General features: G+C 38.3%; 19 protein-coding genes. 11 read left to right on the top strand and 8 right to left on the bottom strand.

Annotation, left to right across the window (positions count from 1 at the left end; all coding sequences use genetic code 11):
• Positions 1 to 71: 71 nt before the first annotated feature.
• A complete protein-coding gene (locus A0J48_RS01945) occupies positions 72 to 599 on the bottom strand; it encodes a cytochrome b (protein ID WP_234300666.1) in 528 nt (175 codons plus the stop codon).
• 191 nt (positions 600 to 790) lie between these two features.
• Here A0J48_RS01945 and A0J48_RS01940 point away from each other — a divergent pair, with 191 nt between their 5' ends.
• The 3 genes from A0J48_RS01940 (at position 791) to A0J48_RS01930 (ending at position 2,480) form a co-directional block, all read left to right on the top strand.
• Positions 791 to 1,411 carry a hypothetical protein gene (locus A0J48_RS01940; RefSeq protein ID WP_200319820.1) on the top strand — a complete coding sequence of 207 codons (621 nt, stop codon included), beginning with the start codon at positions 791 to 793 and terminating at the stop codon, positions 1,409 to 1,411.
• Positions 1,389 to 1,799: a type II toxin-antitoxin system death-on-curing family toxin gene (locus A0J48_RS01935; protein ID WP_200319818.1), complete on the top strand. Its 411-nt coding sequence runs from the start codon at positions 1,389 to 1,391 to the stop codon at positions 1,797 to 1,799. Before A0J48_RS01940 ends, A0J48_RS01935 begins: the two co-directional genes overlap by 23 nt.
• Positions 1,800 to 1,916: 117 nt before the next feature.
• Entirely contained in the window at positions 1,917 to 2,480 is a 564-nt protein-coding gene (locus A0J48_RS01930; RefSeq protein WP_200319817.1) for a Uma2 family endonuclease, read from the top strand.
• Positions 2,481 to 2,564: 84 nt separating this feature from the next.
• On the opposite strand, the gene bchH is transcribed toward A0J48_RS01930, so the two are convergent.
• Entirely contained in the window at positions 2,565 to 6,275 is a 3,711-nt protein-coding gene (gene bchH / locus A0J48_RS01925) for a magnesium chelatase subunit H (RefSeq protein WP_200319815.1), read from the bottom strand.
• A gap of 209 nt (positions 6,276 to 6,484) precedes the next feature.
• Between bchH and A0J48_RS01920 the strand changes: the two genes are divergently transcribed.
• The 4 genes from A0J48_RS01920 to A0J48_RS01905 all read left to right on the top strand — a co-directional run bounded on the left by A0J48_RS01920 (position 6,485) and on the right by A0J48_RS01905 (position 9,707).
• Positions 6,485 to 7,429 (top strand): N-acetylmuramoyl-L-alanine amidase, encoded by a 945-nt coding sequence (locus tag A0J48_RS01920; RefSeq protein ID WP_200319813.1) that lies wholly within the window; start codon positions 6,485 to 6,487, stop codon positions 7,427 to 7,429.
• Between the two features lie 215 nt (positions 7,430 to 7,644).
• Complete coding sequence (locus A0J48_RS01915; protein WP_200319811.1) at positions 7,645 to 8,292, top strand: hypothetical protein; 648 nt, start codon at positions 7,645 to 7,647, stop codon at positions 8,290 to 8,292.
• A gap of 236 nt (positions 8,293 to 8,528) precedes the next feature.
• Positions 8,529 to 8,915: a hypothetical protein gene (locus A0J48_RS01910; protein ID WP_200319809.1), complete on the top strand. Its 387-nt coding sequence runs from the start codon at positions 8,529 to 8,531 to the stop codon at positions 8,913 to 8,915.
• 159 nt (positions 8,916 to 9,074) lie between these two features.
• Entirely contained in the window at positions 9,075 to 9,707 is a 633-nt protein-coding gene (locus A0J48_RS01905) for a hypothetical protein (protein ID WP_200319807.1), read from the top strand.
• A gap of 190 nt (positions 9,708 to 9,897) precedes the next feature.
• Here the strand turns inward: A0J48_RS01905 and A0J48_RS01900 are convergent, their stop codons facing one another.
• Both A0J48_RS01900 and A0J48_RS01895 read right to left on the bottom strand, forming a co-directional pair.
• Positions 9,898 to 10,890 carry a CHAD domain-containing protein gene (locus tag A0J48_RS01900; RefSeq protein ID WP_200319805.1) on the bottom strand — a complete coding sequence of 331 codons (993 nt, stop codon included), beginning with the start codon at positions 10,888 to 10,890 and terminating at the stop codon, positions 9,898 to 9,900.
• A 299-nt stretch (positions 10,891 to 11,189) separates the two neighbouring features.
• Positions 11,190 to 11,594, bottom strand: a complete 405-nt coding sequence (locus A0J48_RS01895) for an NIL domain-containing protein (protein WP_200319802.1) — start codon at positions 11,592 to 11,594, stop codon at positions 11,190 to 11,192.
• 67 nt (positions 11,595 to 11,661) lie between these two features.
• Here A0J48_RS01895 and A0J48_RS01890 point away from each other — a divergent pair, with 67 nt between their 5' ends.
• Entirely contained in the window at positions 11,662 to 12,252 is a 591-nt protein-coding gene (locus A0J48_RS01890) for a thioredoxin family protein (protein ID WP_200319800.1), read from the top strand.
• Positions 12,253 to 12,346: 94 nt separating this feature from the next.
• On the opposite strand, the gene A0J48_RS01885 is transcribed toward A0J48_RS01890, so the two are convergent.
• Both A0J48_RS01885 and A0J48_RS01880 read right to left on the bottom strand, forming a co-directional pair.
• Complete coding sequence (locus A0J48_RS01885; protein ID WP_200319797.1) at positions 12,347 to 12,574, bottom strand: DUF6737 family protein; 228 nt, start codon at positions 12,572 to 12,574, stop codon at positions 12,347 to 12,349.
• A gap of 276 nt (positions 12,575 to 12,850) precedes the next feature.
• A complete protein-coding gene (locus tag A0J48_RS01880; protein ID WP_200319795.1) occupies positions 12,851 to 13,324 on the bottom strand; it encodes a hypothetical protein in 474 nt (157 codons plus the stop codon).
• Positions 13,325 to 14,364: 1,040 nt separating this feature from the next.
• Between A0J48_RS01880 and sat the strand changes: the two genes are divergently transcribed.
• Both sat and A0J48_RS01870 read left to right on the top strand, forming a co-directional pair.
• Complete coding sequence (sat, locus tag A0J48_RS01875) at positions 14,365 to 15,549, top strand: sulfate adenylyltransferase (RefSeq protein WP_200319793.1); 1,185 nt, start codon at positions 14,365 to 14,367, stop codon at positions 15,547 to 15,549.
• A 102-nt stretch (positions 15,550 to 15,651) separates the two neighbouring features.
• Positions 15,652 to 17,781 (top strand): caspase family protein, encoded by a 2,130-nt coding sequence (locus A0J48_RS01870; RefSeq protein WP_200319791.1) that lies wholly within the window; start codon positions 15,652 to 15,654, stop codon positions 17,779 to 17,781.
• 208 nt (positions 17,782 to 17,989) lie between these two features.
• Here A0J48_RS01870 and A0J48_RS01865 read toward each other — a convergent pair whose 3' ends face one another.
• On the bottom strand, positions 17,990 to 18,193 hold the full coding sequence (locus A0J48_RS01865; protein WP_200319789.1) for a hypothetical protein: 204 nt from the start codon (positions 18,191 to 18,193) through the stop codon (positions 17,990 to 17,992).
• 432 nt (positions 18,194 to 18,625) lie between these two features.
• Between A0J48_RS01865 and A0J48_RS01860 the strand changes: the two genes are divergently transcribed.
• Positions 18,626 to 19,498, top strand: coding sequence for an S-methyl-5'-thioadenosine phosphorylase (locus A0J48_RS01860; protein ID WP_200319785.1), 873 nt, complete (start codon positions 18,626 to 18,628; stop codon positions 19,496 to 19,498).
• Positions 19,499 to 19,629: 131 nt separating this feature from the next.
• On the opposite strand, the gene phnE is transcribed toward A0J48_RS01860, so the two are convergent.
• The gene (phnE, locus tag A0J48_RS01855; protein ID WP_200319783.1) at positions 19,630 to 20,451 is read right to left on the bottom strand and encodes a phosphonate ABC transporter, permease protein PhnE; all 822 of its coding nucleotides are present in this window, start codon (positions 20,449 to 20,451) and stop codon (positions 19,630 to 19,632) included.
• Position 20,452 lies beyond the last annotated feature (1 nt).

Raw genomic sequence — 20,452 nt, 5'->3', positions numbered from 1 at the left:
CCTGCACTAGGAATCTGTTGTAAATGAAGGTATTCAGAAGTCAAATGATGCTGATTTCTGAATACTTTTGTTTAATCACTGGATAAAGTCTTTTGAAAATTAATAAGTTTTACAAATTTACGCCACAGCGATCGCACGACTTTTTGCTGTTGGATTGTATGTAAAATAATAAAAGCCAAAAAAGCATAAGCTAACCAAAAATGCAAACTTCTACCGATTTCTACCATTGCCGAATTTTGGGGAAATATATCAGGTAAAAGAATACCAAAAACTTTGACATTATTACTTTTAAAAGAATTAGAAAGCAAAAAACCCGTAACAGGAACAACCCACATAAAGATATATAAACTGGTATGTAGGGCGACAGTTTTTAACCATTCTGGGGTAAATTTAGGAAATCTTTTTGTATATTTGCGCCACCAAACCCGCAACAATACCAAAATTCGCCAAGTGAGAACCGCCATTGTTAAAGCGCCGATTGATTTGTGAAAATCATATAGAGAGGGACGAATAAAAACCTCTCTTGGCAACCTGGCCATTAATGTTCCAGTCACAAATAAAATTAAATAACCAATTGACATCCACCAATGGATAGACATTAGGTGTTTAAATGCGGAATTTTGTCTAGTTTTAGAAGGTGTATTGACTGAAAGCATATATGATGATTGGTTTTTATCTATGATTATGAAGAATTGTAAATTTAGTTAAGCGAAGATTTAAGTTATACGCTCGTGTTTTTGGGTTAAGGTAGATTTAAGGTAGTGGAAAATATCGCCAGGTAAGTAAATCAATGCTATACAGCTTTACATTCCCACAGGAGATAATTGACAGTATTCAGGAAAGGATAAAAGTCCTGGAAAGATGCTTAAATGATGCTAATCCGCAAGATGAAGTGATGGCTGAGATTTTAGAGTTAGCAAATAGTCGGCAAATAACTCTGAGTCAGTTTCAAGATGAAGTGATAAATTTGCTATACAAGCTTAATAAATTTATGAAGCTGGCTGAAGTTGTGAAGGTAAAAGAACAACAGAATGAATTATCAATTCTACTTTTTGTTAGATACATTTTGGGGTTTAAAGACATTTTGGATCAATATTGGGACTTTATGTTTATTGCTTATGGTAAAAGAATCTTCAAAATACTACTTGAATATGTTTACAGTACATACAATATAATTGAAAATCAACGTGCATCTAGCTCATACTCAGAGCAGGAAAAATATATTTTTGAAGAAACAATTAGAAATTTAATGCAATCACTCATCAAATTTAGTTTACGAACTCGGTTAGTAACTGAAGAAGAAGCTAAAGCTTTCAACAAGGAAAATAATATTCCCCAAGAATCAGAAGCTATGCTGATTTCTTTAGCATCTACAAAAAAATGGGATTATGTGTATAGAAAACTGGCATAATCCTGAATTCGTTAATAAAGAAGATGTATTAAGTATACATAAAAAGCAGATTAACCTTTATGGTGGGTTATTTGGTATCCGCGATGAAGGTTTATTAGACTCTGCAATTTATCAGCCTCAAGCAAGTTTTGGGGGAGAACTATTACATCCGACAATTTATGAACAAGCAGCAGCGTATTTATTTCACATCTGTAAAAATCACGCTTTTGTAGATGGTAACAAACGTACTGCTTTTGATGTCATGGTGACGTTTTTAAATATCAATGATTATGAATTGAATTTGACACCAGAGGAAGCATATCAATTAACAATGCGGGTTGCTGATGATAAGATGAGTAAGGAAGATTTGATAGAAATATTGAGAGATTGTATAATAGAATTATTTTAAAAAATGATTCTTGATAAAATTGTAATATCCATAACCCTTGAAAATTAGAACGGAAAAAATCTACTTGAGGTTTTTACATAAAAAAAAACATATTACTTAAAGGCTAAGAGTAGTTAAATGAACACAGTCACCTTAAACCTAGATCCAATTATTCGCCTTACAGATGATCAGTTTTACCAACTCTGTATGGCCAATAAAGATGTAAGCTTAGAACTAAACGCACAGGGAGAATTAATTATTGTGCCACCAGTAGGAGGAGAAAGCGGCCGTAGTGAATCTGACTTAAATTTTAAAGTCAGTCTGTGGAATCACCAAACAAAACTAGGAATAGTATTTAGTTCCTCAACAATATTCCGACTTCCCAATGGTGCAAAACGTTCACCTGATGTTGCTTGGATAAAATTAGAACGTTGGGAAGCATTAACAGAAGAAGAAAGAGAAAAATTTCCCCCACTTACACCAGATTTTATCATTGAACTGAGATCAAAAACCGATAGACTTAAAACCCTGCAAGAAAAAATGCAGGAATATATTGCCAATGGTTTGCGTTTGGGTTTGTTAATTAATCCTCAAGATAAAGAAGTAGAAATTTATAGAATTGGAAAACCTGTAGAAATTGTCCAACTTCCTGCTGTACTTTCTGGAGAAGATGTTTTACCAGGGTTTGAATTACAAATTTGAAACCTAGATTAAAGTCACCTGATTATTAGATAAAACATTTGGTTGGGTTGCGCGTTGCTTAACCCAACCTACATCTGTAATTTTCTAAACCGTTACTCCTTCCAATTCTTCATCACTCAATTCATACAACTGACGCAATTTTTCTAACCTATTTCCATCAGCATTCCATAAACCACGTCCTGATGCTTCCAACATTCTCCCCACAATATTTCTAAAAGCTTCCGGGTTGGCTTTGCGTAATTTTTCCGCCATTTCTGCATCTAAAGCATAAGTATCTGCGGCTTGATCATAAACCCAATGATCTCGAAAATCTGCTGTTCCACCCCAACCTATTAACGCTGTCATACGTTGGGAAATTTCAAAAGCACCACCAGAACCTTGGTTAGCCATTGCTTCAGCCCATTTAGGATTTAATAACTTAGTTCTGTACTCCATTCTTAATAAATCATCTAAATTTCTGGGTGTGGTATCCTTAGAAAAACTTTCCACAAAACTAGCTGTAACTTTTTTCCCGCTTTGTTGTTCGGCGGCTTTTTTCAAACCTCCGGTATTGGCATAATATTCCTGAATATCAGTTAAACCATATTCTACCGAATCTATTTCTTGAACAATGCGATCGCTTGTTTTTAATAAAGTCTGCAATACTTCCGGCCTAGCTTGTCCTTTATCCTGTCTTCCATAACTAAACACATTACGACTTTCCCAAGTTTTACCCAACTCATCGCCACTTTCCCAATTACCATCAACCACCCTATCATTAACCAAAGAACCAAAATCACCAGATGGATTAGAAAACAATCTTGCAGACGCATTTTCCACACCTTGCGCTTTTAATTCCAAAGCGTGTTTTTTAATAAAATTCTGTTCCTCCGGTTCATCAGCATCCGCAGCACGTCGAAATAAATCATCCAACAATTCAATGATATTCACAAAACTATCACGGAAAATTCCTGATAGATTTCCTAACACATCAATTCGCGGATGTCCCACTTCCGAAAGAGGCTTTAAATCATATCTGACAATTCTTCCAGTTCCCTCCTTCACAGGTTCAGCGCCAACCAATTCTAAAAGAATTGCTAAAGACTCACCCTTAGTTTTAATAGCATCCAAACCCCATAACAAAACCGCCACAGTTTCAGGATATTTCTTATGTTCCTGCAAATGCTGATCAATAATTTTTTGTGCTATTTCCCTACCTCTTTCATAAGCAGCAGGAGAAGGCATTCTATAGGGATCTAAAGCGTGAATATTTCGACCTGTCGGTAACACACCCGCACCATCTCTTAATAAATCACCACCAGGCGCAGGAGGAATATATTCACCATTCAAACCCCGTAAAAGATTAGTCAATTCATCAGTAGATTGATTCAATAAACTTACAATTTCTTTTCTTTCTTCTTCTCTTCTTCCTTCGCTTCCTTCGTGCCTTCGTGGTTCATTCTCTTCTCCAAAAAAAGCATCCAAATAACCAGTTAACTCCTCCTGATTCGGTGCTTCACCCAAAGTATGTAACCCAGAAGAAAACAGACGATTTTCTAGAACCTGCAAATACTCATACAACTTCACCAAATAATGATCAAAAGCATGACTACTAAACATTCGCACATTTTCCGGAGTAAACGGAATACCCAACCTTTTCGCATCATCAAAAGGACAATCTACTTCTAACCCAGTATCAACAATCTTCTTACAAATACCCTCCTTCAGCACATAATTTTTTTCTGGATCTTCCCGATATTCAGCAATCAAATCACGTAAATTCACCAACTCCTTATATAAACCAGCCCGACCATAAGGAGGTACATTATGAGAAATTAACACCCCATAACCGCGACGTTTGGCTAAAATTGATTCCGAAGGATTATTAGCGGCATAGATATATAAATTCGGCAGATTTCCTAACAGAATATCCGACCAAGAATAACCAGTATTTCCTAAAGGAGAACCGGGCAACCATTCCACAGTGCCGTGCATTCCAAAATGAACAACAGCATCAGCTTGGAAATCATTTTGCAACCATTTATAAAAAGCCGCATATTGGGGATGAGGAGTTAAATCTCGCTCAAACATTAACCGCATTGGATCACCTTGAATTCCCAAAGGTGGCTGTACACCAATCCAGATATTTCCTAACTGTACACCACCAATATTAAACTCATCACCATAAGTTTTAATCCCGCTACCTGTGAGGTATTTCCATTGTTTTTCAATTCTGGATGTTTGCAGATATCCTAACCATTTTTCTAAAGTTTTAGCATTTACAGTATTAGCATTTGTGGGGAAAGGTTTATTTGATTCCCAGGTTTCTAATTCTTCATCGGCTGCTTTAACTTGTTTAATTAAATCTTCTCCATCTTCAGGAATATCACCAACTGTATAACCCTGTGCTTTAAGTGCATGAAGTAACTTAATCAAACTGCGAGGAACATTTAATAATGCAGCAGTTCCTACCGCACCATAACCGGGAGGAAAACCATATAAAATAATTGCTATTTTCCGATTTTCTGGTGGTGTGTTTCGCAGTTCCACCCAGTTTTTAACTCGATTAATTAAACGCTGTACTCGTTCAGGAACTAAATAAATGTTTTCTCCGACTAAACCACCTAAAGGAATAGTATCAATCGCCCCATCTAATTCGGGAAGTGCATATAAAACCACACTTTGTAAACCACCAATTCCTTGACGAGTCCATGAATAAATATCTTGAATTAATAGAGGTGCAGCAACAATATAAGGTATATTTTTAGCTGTGAGAATGCGTTTAGCAACTTCAATTTGTCGTCCTGCTTCCATTGAACCCGCAGGGCCACCAACTAGAGGAAAACCAATAGTAGAAATTATGGCATCAACTTTGACAGCTTCAGCAGAAAGAGAAGGAGTTTCTATATTTCCTTGTTTTCTTTGTTGGGTTTCATAGTCTGTTGTCATCCAATCTCTAACAGCAACATGACCTTCAACTCCATTAATAAAAATTGGTAAAGGTATTAAACCTGCATCTTCAAATTTTTTAATCAATTGGGGAATATAATTTTGTTTTGTAATCACGTGCTTTCTATAAAGGAGAATACCAATAACTGGGAAATTTCCTCTTACCTGTTCCCTGTTCCCTGTTCCCTGTTCCCTTGTTTTATACCATTCCAAATATAACTTTGGTGATGTAAAAAATCCTTGATAATCTGGATGTAATAATCCCATATTGGGTGTTTCGATAGGTTCTGGTATATCACCAACTTTTAAATCTAAATATTTTTCTGCTAATATCCAAAATAAAGCCGCTACATTCTCTGTTCCTCCTGCGTTCCAGTAACCGTAAATAATTAACCAGTTGCGTAAATCTTGAACTTTTTGTACTGGAACAAATTTTAATAACTTCGGTCCAATTTTTAAGAAACTGATATAACCTGCCAGTTTATCTTCTTCCTTACCGTTGCTGAATTTGTCAAGGATGAATTTAACGGGTTTTGGCATTCCTTTGGGTTTATCACCAATAGAAAATGATCCTATTTTCGTCAAACTCATTAATTCTAGTGCTGACTCAAAAATTAGTCGGATAGGTATATTAACGATGTGTTCCCGCAACCATAAAACTTGGTCATAATCAAAAATTAAACTACCAAAAAACACATCTGCACCTTGGAGTGCTGCTTGCACTTCGTCAGAGTTAGTGCTAATGTTGCGATCGCTAAACACCCGAATATCCAACTCTGGACAGCGAGAAGTAGCTAAAAAAGCCGCTTTTCGGTACAAATCAGCGTTAAACGATTCAAAACCAGCAATCAAGACAATTCGTTTCATGGACTTTGGCGACAAAATATTTCTTTACTCTGATCTTAAACATTGTTGCGGTTTCATGGGGGAATATCTACCTATTGCTGTCACCAAAAAAATCTGAAATGCCAATTCCCATAAATTGCAAATCAGCACTAATATACAATAGGAAACACCACCAGATAGGCAAAATCGGCATTTTTTCACTATTTGGAAAGTAAGTTGAGGACACCAAGATGAAATTTGGCATTGATATGGGTCATAATTGCCCACCAGACACCGGAGCAAAAGGCATTAAATTTGAAGATAATTTAACTGTAGAGGTAGGTACTAAAGTTATAGCTAAGTTAAAAAGTTTAGGTCATGAAGCAATATCCTGTACACCAAATAGTGCAGGTTCAGTCAGTCAATCACTCGGTAGACGGTGTGATATAGCTAATAGAAACAGAGTTGATATTTTTGTTTCTATTCACTTTAATGCCTTTAACGGACAAGCTAATGGCACAGAAGTATTTGCCCAAAGCGATGCTGGTAGAAAAATTGCCCAACCTGTCTTAAATGAAATTATTAAGTTAGGATTTTTTAATCGCGGTGTCAAGAATGGCTCTCACTTGTACGTGATTAGAAATACAAATATGCCCGGTATTCTCATAGAATGTTGCTTTATTGATTCAGCCAAAGATATGCAACTATATGATGGCGAAGCAATGGCTACGGCAATAGTCACAGGGTTAACAGGTAAACCAGGTACTGCAACGGCTGTAAGCACTGTACCAGATGTAGCAACAGATCCAGATACTTCTATTCTCAGACTGCAAAAAGTTTTAAATCAACTCAAAATAACTGATAAAAATGCTAAATCTTTAGTAGAAGATGGCTTCACAGGTCCTGCAACATCTTCCGCGATCGCCAATTTCCAGAAGATTGTCGGAATTATTTCTACAGGGATGATCAACTCTACTACTTGGGATGCAATAAATCAGATATTAGCTAAACGAGTTATACAAGGAAATCAAACCAGTGGCCCAATAATGAGATACTTGCAACATCGTGTCGGTGCTGTTCCAGATGGGATCTATGGATCTAACACAGAAGCAGCAATTAAGAAATTTCAACAGCAAAACAGTTTAACCGCTGATGGTATTGTTGGGCCTGCGACCTGGCAAAAATTAATAGGTTAAGAGAACGGGGTGTAGGGGCAGGGGGAAATTTTCATTCTTTCCTTTTTCCTCTTTCTACTGAACTCCTGAACTCCTGAACTCCTGATAGCGAAGCGTGGCGTAAGCCATACTCCTGAACTCCTTTTTTCCAGAGAGTGCATAAACTAAAAAAGGTCAACCTATAAGTCAATGAAGGGAAAAAACCCCCACTCATCTCACACTTTAGGAGTATGACCATGAAATTACGTCATTTTACTGGCTCTTTCTTAACAGCTACCGCCCTACTCACCACCACATTACCAGCTTTTGCAGGACCCTTTGAAATCAAACCTGCCGGTGTGTTCTCTCCAGCAGTTGTCAACCCTGGAAAAGTTATAGGAAATGGAACACCCAGTACATCCACTCCTAGCAACCCAGTTGGTAACAGTGAAATTCAAGGTTTAGGAGATCATCAATCTTGGGTTGATCCTAAAACTCTCGCTAAAGACCCCCGCGTTTTATGTAGTGATGTTGGTTTAGGTAACAATACTCGCAGTAGTTCCAGTAAAATTGCCTTAGCAACTTCTACCAGCACTCGTTCTAGTTCTTCCAGTAGTCACAATGATGGTGGTGGTGGTGGTGTGAGTTTCTTAGGTATTGGTGTTAGTGGTAGTGGATCTAGTCAAGGTAGTAAAAATCAAAGTCAATCTCGTGACGATCGCACCAACAGCACAGAAGAAAAGACTAGCAGTTCTTCAACAGTCGCTCAAGGTAAGAATTGTGATGCTTTCGTCAATTCCGCTGCTGCTAGAGATATGAACTATCAAGATAATCTCACCAAACGTTATGAAATTAAAACTGGTCGTCGCGGACAACAAGTAAATCAACTTTTAGAAGATAAATAAAGGAATTGATAATTGATAATTGATAATTGATAATTGACAATTGTTTCATTCAAGGTTTAAAGCCTCTCCTTTTAAGGAGAAAAAATAGAAAATTTCCTATTCCCCAATCCTCTCACTTCCTCCTAAAAGGTAATTGTAAATTGTCAATTTTTAATTGTCCATTTTGAATAATTGGTGATGGGTGATTGGGAAAATTTCTCCGCCATCACCTTATTTAGTTTGAGGAAAAATCAACAATGAAAAACTCAATAGGAGGGATAATAATTTCCCTCAGCACAATTTTTTGTTTATCTATGACATCTATTACCAACGCCCAAACACCATCTCGCTCAATTCGTGATTCGGAAATTCTCCCATATCTGCTAGATAATCCTCAAAATAATTCCTCGGTGCGCGTGCGTTGTGTATCTCATCAAACACAGGAAACTAACAAAAAAAGGCGCATTATTAGAGATAGTTTGCTGCAAGACAATACCAACACCGTCACCATTGAAATTGAAGGTAGTTGTCGCGGTGTCAGAATTATTTCTCCAGCAACACCAGAGTTATTTTATCCCTCTGATTTTAACGATCAATGGCTAATTCGTGAAGGTTCAGGTTGGAACTGGTTGTTGAATCATTAACCGCAGGGAACAGGGTGTAGGGTGTGGGGTGTAGGGTGTATGGTGTGGGGAAAGTTGACAGATTCATTTCTGCTAGTGCATAAACTCAAAACTTCAAACCTATTGATTAAGTGAAGGGTTCAAACCTCAAAAATCAACTTACACCACAGGAAAACGGTTATGAAAACACAAATGCTTTTGAGTCTAGTTTGTTCTGTATCTTTATTAGGTTCTCTTTCACTACCCGCTAAGTCCCAAGAAGTTCCTACTCCACCCCCAGTAGTCAGTCAAGAAATTACTATTCCTCAAGATACAGCAATTATTGTCTCTTTTCCTGCACCAGTCACCGTAGATGTGGGACAAAAAAAAGATTATCCTCTCACTGTTCCTTTATCTAGTGCAATTAAAGATGCTCAAGGTAATGTCATTGCTCCAGAAAATACACCTGTAACTATTGTTTTAAAACCTGCTGAGGGTGGTGCTAAAATTGTGGCACAGTCCTTAGTTGTGAATGGAAAAATTGTTACTATTAAAGCCTCAAGTCAAATTATTCCTGGTACTACTATTACCCATAAACGAGCTAATGATAAAGCTGTGGAAAATGGTTCTATTTGGGGCAGAATTGGTGGTAGTACCTTGGGCTTTTTAAATCAAGGTGATCCTGATAAATTTGACCAAGGAGCAATGTTAGGAAGTGCGGTAGGATTGGTTTCTGGTTTACGTTCCGCTGAAAATACCCGTGTTGTACAAATTCCTCAGAGCAGTGTTTATGTGTTATCTTTAGATGCTCCTATTAGCTTATCTTTGCGCTAATAATTTATTTTACAGGCTAATTACTTCCAGCGATCGCTCTTGTTGCTAGTACACACCATGCACTAATCTCTCTTTTCGCTACACTCCCACAATTTTATAGCCGTAGACAATGCCTAAAACTTAGACACCTAAAGGCTTTTATAGCTGTCACCTGTCACCTGTCACCTGTCACCTGTCACCTGCTATATCTCTAACCATTCATAATATTAAGAATTTGCGGAGTTTGTAGTATCACTAAATGAAACCTATGTCTATTTTCCAATTTCAAATATTGTTCTTGTATGGGTTGCCACTGCTGCCATAATTGATAACGATTTGCGGCCAATAAAGTAATTAAACCTCGTAATTGAGTTTTAATTTCCGACTTGAATATATTCACCAACCACTCATTTAAAACCATGCTATCTTGCAACATACCCAAAATCTCTTGAATACCTTTGACTTCGGTAATGTGTTCTGCAAAATCTGCACCATATAATTCCGTAAATAACTCCATTTGATAACGAATACGTTTAGCTTGTTTTCTCAAACTATGCAAAGTTTCACCTTGCAAATGCAGATTTTGTTCTAGCTGTTCTGGTGTCCAGTTAGTTTGAACTACAACTTCTGATTCTACAACTTCAGTTCCAATCATCCACCCTGGATGTAAAAAGAATTTACTTAACTCTGGTAATAGCAAATCTGGTAGCACCTGCTGAATTGGCAAAGATGCTAATGGTTGATAACTAGGTTTTTCTAACCAATCCTCAAAGCCTTTTTTAAAAGATTTATAAAATTCATCTTTAAATGTTTTCTGAACATTAGAAACTTCAATTTCTCGTTGTTTAGCTAAAATAGAAAAAGCTGTTTGTAAAGTGGCTTGTTCTTTCTGGACTAAATGTGGTTTGTAATTATTTTCCAGCATTTCTTTTAGCACATCTAAATCTCGGAGATTTCCCAAGATTCTGGCAATTCTCCCAATATTTTTATCACTGACTGACTTGGGTAAATTTAAAGAGAATCCAAACCGACTAACGGCTGTGCGTAAACGACGCATTCCCACCCTCATTTGGTGAAGTGCTTCTGGGTCTTCATCTTTTTTAACTGATTTTTCCCACTTTACGGTTTTCTGAAAGTGTTTTTCAATCGCTTGATATCCACAGTCTCCTAGAGTTGTGATTGTCGTTTTTGTTGCTATTTTCATAATTGATAACATTTGACTATTTATCGAGTTTCTGCATCATAACACCAGTCAAAAATTTATCTTTATGCTTTTATAGTTTTTTAAACAAAAAAAGTTGATATGGCAATCCGGTTGAGTTCCTGAAATGACTTGTATAGGTGAGGAACAGGGCATAGAGAATAGAGGAAAAATAACGAGAGATGTGTAAAAATTTTCTACATAAATCAAGTAGGAATGTGATGTTATTTATTTCTGTGGATACTTGATATTTTTTTCAAAATATGCATTATTTTCTCAAGCGAAAATCATCAAAATAAAAACTACAGATTAGTAGAAATAGCCTGTACTGGACAGGTGGGGATGCACTGTTCACAAACGATGCAACGCGATCGCGTAAAGGTAAGTTTATATGTCTCTGAATTCAGGGAAAGGGCTTCAGTGGGACAAACTCCAGTACACAAGCCACAATCAACGCATACATCTTGATCAATGAGAATTTCACCTAAATTATGGGAAACGCTGATATGTTGCGATCGCATCCATTCAATAGCCGCATCTAGCTGATCAATATCTCCCAATAGTTCCACCACTAGTTTACCAATTTGATTAGGCGCAACCTGGGCGCGAATAATATTAGCAGCAACATTGAAATCTTTTGCCAGTCGGTAAGTGACAGGCATTTGAATCGCACGTTTAGGAAAAGTCAGGGTAACTCTTTTTTTCATGGGTGAGAGTTTGGTGTTTGGTAAACTAAAATAATAACCACGCTTAACAAGTTGTAATAAATTAATTATGACTAAATCTACACCTGTGAATACTCCCACCAAACCAGAATCTACCCTTGGGGGACGTATTAGAAACCTCTTAATTGTCATTGTAGCGATCGCCCTGAGTGTGGCGCTATTTTTAGGACTGCGAACCCAGACAAATTCAGCATCCCTTACCCAACTAGATCAAGGTTCAACACCCTTAGAATTAGCAGTTAGCAATAATAAACCTAGTTTAGTAGAATTCTATGCGGATTGGTGTACCGTCTGCCAAAAAATGGCTCCCGATATCGCTCAACTCAAACAACAATATAGTGACAAGCTCAATTTTGTCATGTTGAATGTCGATAATAACAAATGGCTACCAGAAATGCTCAAATATCGAGTAGATGGCATTCCCCATTTTGTGTTTTTAGGCCAGGAAGGAGAAGCAATAGCCGAAGCCATTGGTGATATACCCCGTTCCGTCATGGCCAGCAACTTAGAAGCCTTAGTAACAGGTGCTACCCTACCTTACGCTCAAGCCAGCGGCCAGGTTTCCAAATTCTCCGCCCCAGTATCAACAAATGGAAATCAAGATGATCCTCGTAGTCATGGTAGCCAAGTTGTAAATTAATTCGTAATTCGTAATTCGTAATTCGTAATTCGTAATTCGTAATTACTAATTTTCTCTTCTGCTCCCCCACACCCTATACCCCACAACCTACACCCTAACTTTCATCTTCTAAAACACCACTGCGAATCATCAATTGTGGCCAAAGTAACAAAAAGAACCCCATCCAAATTAAAACAGGTATAGCCACGAGGATTGTCAACCAGATAATTTTAAAGATTAACCAGCTACCACCAATCAAAAATACCCCTGTGAGCATAATTGACCAAGGTTGGCACCACCAAGGTTTATAACTCCAGGGGTTAATAAATTTTTTTTCTGACATTGTTGATGTTTAAAAAAGGTTTTTATCAAAAAAGACAAAATGCAAGGAGTATAAAAAACAGAAACCTCATTAGTAGTAGGAATTTAATCTACTACAACTTGTTCAACAATTGATAATTACCTATCCCTAAAGGATAGAGCATGGAAAGCCAGGAAAAGTTTTGATTGCTATTTCTCTTGCAAAAGAGAGGTTTTCTGGCAAATTAAATAATTGTCAATTATCCATTGTCAATTATCCATTGTCAATTATCCATTGTCAATTATCCATTGATAAACTTTAACGTCCATCAGGATTCCATTTTTCCAAAGCTATATATTGATTCTGCACCAAATCCAAAGGTTCAATCACACCGCTAGAACTAGACACACGAAACCAATAAACTGGAATAGTGGTTTTGTCTGGGTGATTCTCAAACACTCTCACTACATAAAAAGGCGTATCGGGAGTGGGAGAACTATCAACAACCGCTGCAACTCGTATACTACCCCTAGAAAGTCTTTCAATTTCTCGTGCTTTGCGTTGCACTTGTGGTAGATTCCACACTAAATTGAAGGCTTTTTTTTCATCTATGGTTGTGGCCACTTTATCTGTTTTAGCCGCAGCTGATAAATAAGCTAATTGCTGATAACTATGGTTTTTCTCACTATGACCAATGTTTTCAATACTGGAATATCCTCCTAATACTCCGAGAATTAAGGACGCAATTAGAGGGTAATAGTTGACTTCTTTCTTAGTGTTACCCCTAAGCATAATGATGCACCTCCGTAACTATGTACTTTTTATCCCTGTATAACTATTATACCAGGGGTGATACCCCTCATGTCTAGTCTTGACAAGATTGTCGATGTGAGTATACGTAATTCCATGAAATTTGGCAAACATTTTTTAACTTACTGGAACTACAAAGCTGGATCAACAATAGCGATCCCCATCTCATACTATCCTATAGCTAATCTGAGATTTATGGGTAGTTGTTTGTTGTGCAAACAATCAGATCCCCGACTTCTTAAATAAATTAAGGATGCTGATAATTTTGCTTTTCATAAATTAAATACGATTCCCAGAGTCATGATTCCCATTTACAGGAAATTACCTAAAATAAGTGATCAAGCCGTGTAGAAACCTGAAATTATTGGTAAGCAGATAAATAAATTTTCTATGTGAGAGCCGTAAGTATTCAGCTATCAGTAATCAGTAATCAGTAATCAGCCAATAGCAAGGATTCAGACTTTTTAAGTTTAGGAATGTCATTTACATCTGTTTCTTTTCATTCTTTGTATTTCAATCTTTCAAGTACATAGCTGACGGCTGACGGCTGACGGCTGACGGCTGAATGCTGACTGAGAGCCTAATTATGAAAACATCGCTAAGGAGTTTCGAGCAAAAAACGTAATACCCAGACCCCCAACTTCTTAAAGCAATCTGAGATTTATCTCGCGTGCGTTTTACGTTTAATTATGTTGACTCACTAAATCTGAAGGAAAAAATTATTTTTCTTACCTACACCCCACACCTTCTAATCTAGGACTTACGCAGAAAAACGAAAAATTAAGGGTTTTGACAAAGAGGTAAAGTGGTCGATAAATCAAGGTCGAAGAGATGAAAACCCTTACACCCCTACACCCCTACACCCTTACACCCAGCCATGACGACAGATTTTGTGCGTAAGTCCTATAATCTCACCCTTTCCTACCAACAAGGGACAAAATTTTTTTGGCAACTTCTACCAAAAAGTACCGAGAATTTGATAACTTAGTACATAGTTTGCAACAATTAGAGAAGGAATCACGTTGAGTTACCATCCAGATGCCATTGCCCCCCACGGTGGAGAGTTAATCAACCGAGTTGCTACACCGGCACAAAAAGAATTATTTCTCTCCAAGGCTGAATTTTTACCGCGAGTGACACTTGATGAGCGAGCCGTTTCCGATTTAGAAATGATTGCGATTGGTGGTTTTAGTCCGCTAACAGGTTTTATGAACCAAGCAGACTACGATCGCGTGGTGATAGAAATGCGGCTGGCTAATGGTCTTGTGTGGTCAATCCCAATTACACTATCTGTCACCGAAGAAGTTGCTACCCCTCTACAAATAGGTGATTTAATCCGTCTTGATAACCCCAACGGCGAGTATATTGGGGTGTTGGAATTGAGCGAAAAGTACACCTACGATAAACAGCGCGAAGCTATAAATGTCTATCGCACAGACGAAGCCAAACATCCAGGTGTTCAGGTAGTCTACAATCAAGGTTCTGTGAATCTGGCTGGGGATATCTGGTTACTGCAACGTGATTCTCATCCCCAGTTTCCCACCTACCAAATTGATCCTGCTGCTTCTCGGCAAATGTTTAGAGAAAAGGGCTGGAAAACTATCGTTGGCTTCCAAACTCGCAACCCCATCCACCGCGCCCATGAGTACATTCAAAAGTGCGCCTTGGAAACAGTCGATGGTCTATTTTTACACCCCTTAGTAGGTGCAACTAAAGAAGACGATATCGCCGCTGATGTCCGGATGCGTTGTTATGAAATTTTGCTAGAACACTACTACCCTTTAGATAGAGTCATTCTGGCAATTAATCCAGCCGCAATGCGTTATGCTGGACCAAGGGAAGCTATTTTCCATGCTTTAGTACGTAAAAATTACGGTTGCACACATTTTATCGTGGGACGCGATCATGCTGGCGTAGGTGACTACTACGGCACCTATGATGCTCAATATATCTTTGATGAGTTTGCGCCTGAAGAATTGGGCATTGTGCCAATGAAGTTTGAACACGCTTTCTACTGCACACGCACCAAACAAATGGCGACAACTAAAACCAGTCCTAGTAAACCAGAGGAACGAGTTCACCTATCAGGGACAAAAGTCCGGGAAATGCTCCGTCGCGGTGAGCTACCCCCACCAGAATTCTCCCGCCCAGAAGTGGCAGCAGAGTTAACAAGGGCAATGCGTATCCAACAACCAGCATTAGTTTAGGATTGGCTCTCAATTAGCAAAAAGTATAGTTAGAAACTTTACTCTACAGATTTTAGCCCTTTAAGCTATGATGCTGAAGGGCTATGGTCTGATAGTTAATTTATGAAACGGCGTGGGTTTTTAGAACGAATTGGCTCCATACTGGCAGTATTGGGACTAACTGAAGCTGAGTGGTTGACTTTAGGAAATCGCTATTATCAAGCTTTGGCACAACCCAAACCGCGCAAGTTAGCTCTATTAATCGGTATAAATCAATATCCACAAAGTCCAGCCCTTAGTGGTTGTTTAACCGATGTGGAATTGCAAAGAGAACTGTTAATTAACCGCTTTGGCTTTGCATCTGCGGATATTCTCACCTTAACGGAGGAACAAGCCAGTCGGGAGTTTATTGAAGCAGCTTTTTTAGACCAACTTAGTAAGCAAGCTAAAGCTGAGGATACAGTAGTTTTTCATTTTAGCGGCTATGGTACTCGTGTTAAATTGGCAACTTCACTAGAGACTGTGGAAAATGCCTTAATTCCTGTGGACGAAAATATCCAAAATAAAAGATTAGTCAATTATTTATTAGAAGAAACTCTGTTATTATTATTGCGATCGCTCCCCACAGATAGAGTAACAGCCGTATTAGATACTAGTTACTATACTCCCACACAGCCCTCCAGTTTGCGATTTCGCGCCCGTCCTGAATTGTCAACAGCAAAATTAGCACTTGAGGAATTGGAGTTTCTGCAACAGCTACAAGCGCAAAACTCAGCAGTTAACAAAGCAATGGTGTTGAGGGCAACTTCAGCCCCAAATCAGCAAGCAGGAGAATCGCTCTTTTCTGGTTTCAGTGCAGGATTATTCACCTACGCTTTAACTCAATATTTATGGGAAACTACCCCAGCCACAACCATTCAAATTCTTCTCTCTCATGTCAGTAGTTCTATCAATAGAGTGGGTAGCCCACAACAGCCCGGTTTATTGACTGAAAAGAAAAATCCTCAACATAGTTTAATTACTGATAATTTTCCCTTAGTATCTACCGATGCAGAAGGAGTGGTGACAGCCAAGGAAGAAGATGGTAAAGAAGTCAAGTTATGGTTGGGAGGATTACCCCTCCAAGTTTGGGAATACTATGGGGTTAATTCCAGATTCACTCTTCCCACAGGAGAACAATTAATATTAAAATCACGGACTGGGTTAACTGCAAAAGCGCAGATGTCCAGCCAGGAAGCTATTGCATCCCTACAAGTTGGGCAACTGGTACAAGAAGCAGTCCGTGTTTTACCACGGAATATTACTTTAACAGTTGCTTTGGATTCTAGCCTAGAAAGGATTGAGCGTGTAGACGCTACCAGCGCCTTTGCTGCAATTTCCCGTGTAGCAAACATAGCAGCAACAGAACAGCGGGCTGATTATGTATTTGGTAAGCTACAAACCACACCTAGTCGTTATGGTCTTTTTTCTCTTGGTGGTGAGTTAATTCTCAATACCGGTGGAGAAGTGGGAGAAGCGGTGAAAGTGGCAGTGCAGAGATTAACACCAAAATTTTCTACTTTATTAGCAGCAAAATTATGGCGACTGACAGAAAATGAAGGTTCTTCCCGCTTGGCTGTGAAAGCAAGTTTAGAAATTACCAGCAAGATATCGCCTCGTGTCGTCATGCAACGACAAACATGGCGCAGTCGTGGTGAAGAAACTACAAATAATAAAGCCGTGACTACCCCAGGAAAAAATATTCCTACAGTTCCTGCTGGTAGTCAAATGCAGTACCGTGTGGAAAATTTGAGCGATCGCCCTATATATTTAATGTTAGTGGGATTAAATAATACTAGAAGTGCTATCGCTTTTTATCCTTGGCTAATCTCCCCACCGGGAAATGTCTCCGATACCAAACCCCATCTGCAAGACATAGTTATTTCTCCAGGACAAACTCTCAGATTACCTGAAAATAATGCTACTACTGGCTGGATGCTGCCGTCCTCAATTTTCTTTTGTGAACATCAGCTAGTTTTTAGTACCTCCCCCTTCACTGAAACCCTGACAGCCTTGGGAACTCCTAAATATCTTACCTCTGATCAACAACCTATCAGCCCATTAATTAATGCTTTAGGAGTTACTCAAGTCTTGCTTCAAGATTTACATAATGCCAGTCAAATCACAGCGGAAATTAATGGAACTGCAACTGATTCATATATATTGGATGTGAATAATTGGGCAAGTCTTAACTTTAGTTTCCAAGTAGTTTGATTGTAAGCACTCAGCTATCACAGATCAGCTGTTAGCAAGAAGCTGAACAACTCCATCCCTGCTTGTAAATTTCCTCAACAATTCTAAATTTAATTTCCATCTGTTTTATAGCAGGTGACAGAGTTTAAATATGAATAGAGTTACCTACACCCTCTACTCCAACCCTTAATGTTCAAACAAAAGCTACTCATGATCAGCGATTTTGTTTTTAGTCTACCACTTTAATCAATCCTCTTTTTAAAGCATCAAATACTTTATTAATTTGCAGAATATTCTCTTCACTTAGTCCTTCTTTGGATAGAAGACTAGACATCATTATCTGTTGATCTTGGCGTGTAATTCGGCGATTAGCAAATATGCGTTCCAAGATTGGCTCTAAATTGTTTGTGTGTGAGTTGACAGTAGATTGCATATTTTTTCCCCAGCATTTTATATATTTTTTAGACAAATGACAGCAGCAGTCAAGCGATTTTGGATTTACGATTTTGGATTTTGGATTGACGTTAGCGAAGCGTACGCAGCGCAGCGAGTATTTTTCCGTCCTGAAGAACCAGGGGCTATACCAAATTTTTTTAATCTAAAATCTAAAATCTAAAATCTAAAATTCCCAGTTAGCAGTCAGTAGTCAGCAGTAAAGCTTTTTTGGTGCATGGTTTTGTAACTCAATCTTGTAATTTATTTACCTGCAATCTGCTGTATTTGCAGAATAACAAAGATTTAGTAAACTTGCCATTCGTAGCTTTACGTAAACACAAAAATCAAGCTAATTCGTGGTTTGTAGCTTGAGAAGGTTCATATTTTCGGTAGAATAACTTAGCTGTTTCAGAATTTCAGATTAAAAAATATGGCATTAGCACAGATTGGGATTATTGGTGGCAGTGGTTTATACAAAATGGCATCTCTGAAAAATGTGGAAGAAATAGAAATTCAGACACCTTTTGGCTCACCATCAGATGCTGTAATTCTAGGGACGCTGGGGGAAACAAAAGTTGCTTTTTTAGCTCGTCACGGTCGTAATCATACTTTGTTACCTACGGAGTTGCCGTTTCGTGCCAATATTTATGCAATGAAGCAATTAGGTGTGGAATACTTAATTTCTGCCAGTGCAGTCGGTTCTTTGCAAGCAGAGGTAAAACCATTAGATATGGTAGTACCAGATCAGTTTATTGACAGAACAAAAAATCGTATTTCTACCTTTTTTGGTGAAGGAATTGTAGCCCATATTGCATTTGGTGAGCCGATTTGTAAAAATTTGGCTGGAGTTTTAGCTGATGCGATCGCCTCGTTAAATTTACCAGATGTGACTCTCCACCGTGGAGGTACTTATGTATGTATGGAAGGCCCCGCATTTTCCACGAAAGCTGAATCAAATCTTTATCGTAGTTGGGGCGGGACAATAATTGGGATGACAAATTTACAGGAAGCAAAGTTAGCTAGAGAAGCGGAAATTGCATACACAACTTTAGCTTTAGCCACCGATTATGATTGTTGGCATCCTGATCACGATAGCGTGACGGTAGAGATGGTAATTGCTAATTTACAACGCAATGCGGTAAATGCACAAAAAGTAATTGAAGAAACTGTGAAGCGCCTCAGTGAAAATCCCCCTACAAGTGATGCACATTCCGCTTTAAAATATGCAATATTAACCAAATTAGACAATGTACCCGCAGCAACTAAGGATAAATTGGCTTTGTTGTTGCAGAAATATTTATAGAAGGGAATAGGTGACAGGTGACAGGTGACAGGTGACAGGTGACAGGTGACAGAAATAAAATCCTTTTCCACTACACCCTACACCCTACACCCTATACCCTGCACCCTATATCCTACACCCTACATCCTTGTTTACATGGAATCGAGGTGGCGACGTAATTTACTGCTGAAAAAGTCAATTACAGTCACTACCACCAACAGTACCAACATCATGGTTGTGGCTTTGGTGTATTCAAAACCATCTATATAGCTTTTTAACTGAAAGCCAATTCCACCTGCACCAACTACACCCAGTACAGAAGCAGCACGAATATTATATTCAAACATCCACAGGGTATAACCTAAACCCAATGGTAATATCTGGGGTAAAATTCCATATTGAGCAATTTGCATCCTGGATGCACCAATTACTTGTAAAGATTCTAAAGAACGAGAATCTACGGCTTCAATGGCTTGCTGATAAAATTTAGCCAGATAGCCAATGGTGTAAATTGACAAAGCTAATGTACCCGCAGGTGCGCCCAAACCAGTAGCAGCGACGAATATTAAGCCGAGAATAATTGAGGGAACGGAACGCACAGCATTTTGGAGTAAATTTGCTAACCAACGCAACCACAAGGGAGCAATATTATTAGCACTAGCTATAGCTATTGGTAGAGAAAGAATTGCACCGATAGAAGTTCCCCAGAGAGACATTTGTACAGTTTCAATTAATGCCTTGATTGCTATATCTACAACCTGCCAATCTGGTGGAAATAACCTGACAATAAAATCTGTGATGTAAGGCCAGCTATTTTTTAGTAGTTCAAAATCAACTTTTAAACCTCGCAAAGCCCAAATATAAACTCCCACCATCACTAACAGGATAACGAGATTAATTATCCAAGAGTATTGGCGTATAAGTTGGGAATTTAAATGAGAATTTAAATGGGAATTTAAATTTTTACTTTTCATA

The sequence above is a fragment of the Sphaerospermopsis aphanizomenoides BCCUSP55 genome (assembly GCF_001586785.1).
GTDB lineage: Bacteria > Cyanobacteriota > Cyanobacteriia > Cyanobacteriales > Nostocaceae > Sphaerospermopsis_A > Sphaerospermopsis_A aphanizomenoides_A.
Note: the sequence above shows the minus strand (reverse complement) of the source record. Positions and strands in the feature narration are given on the sequence as shown.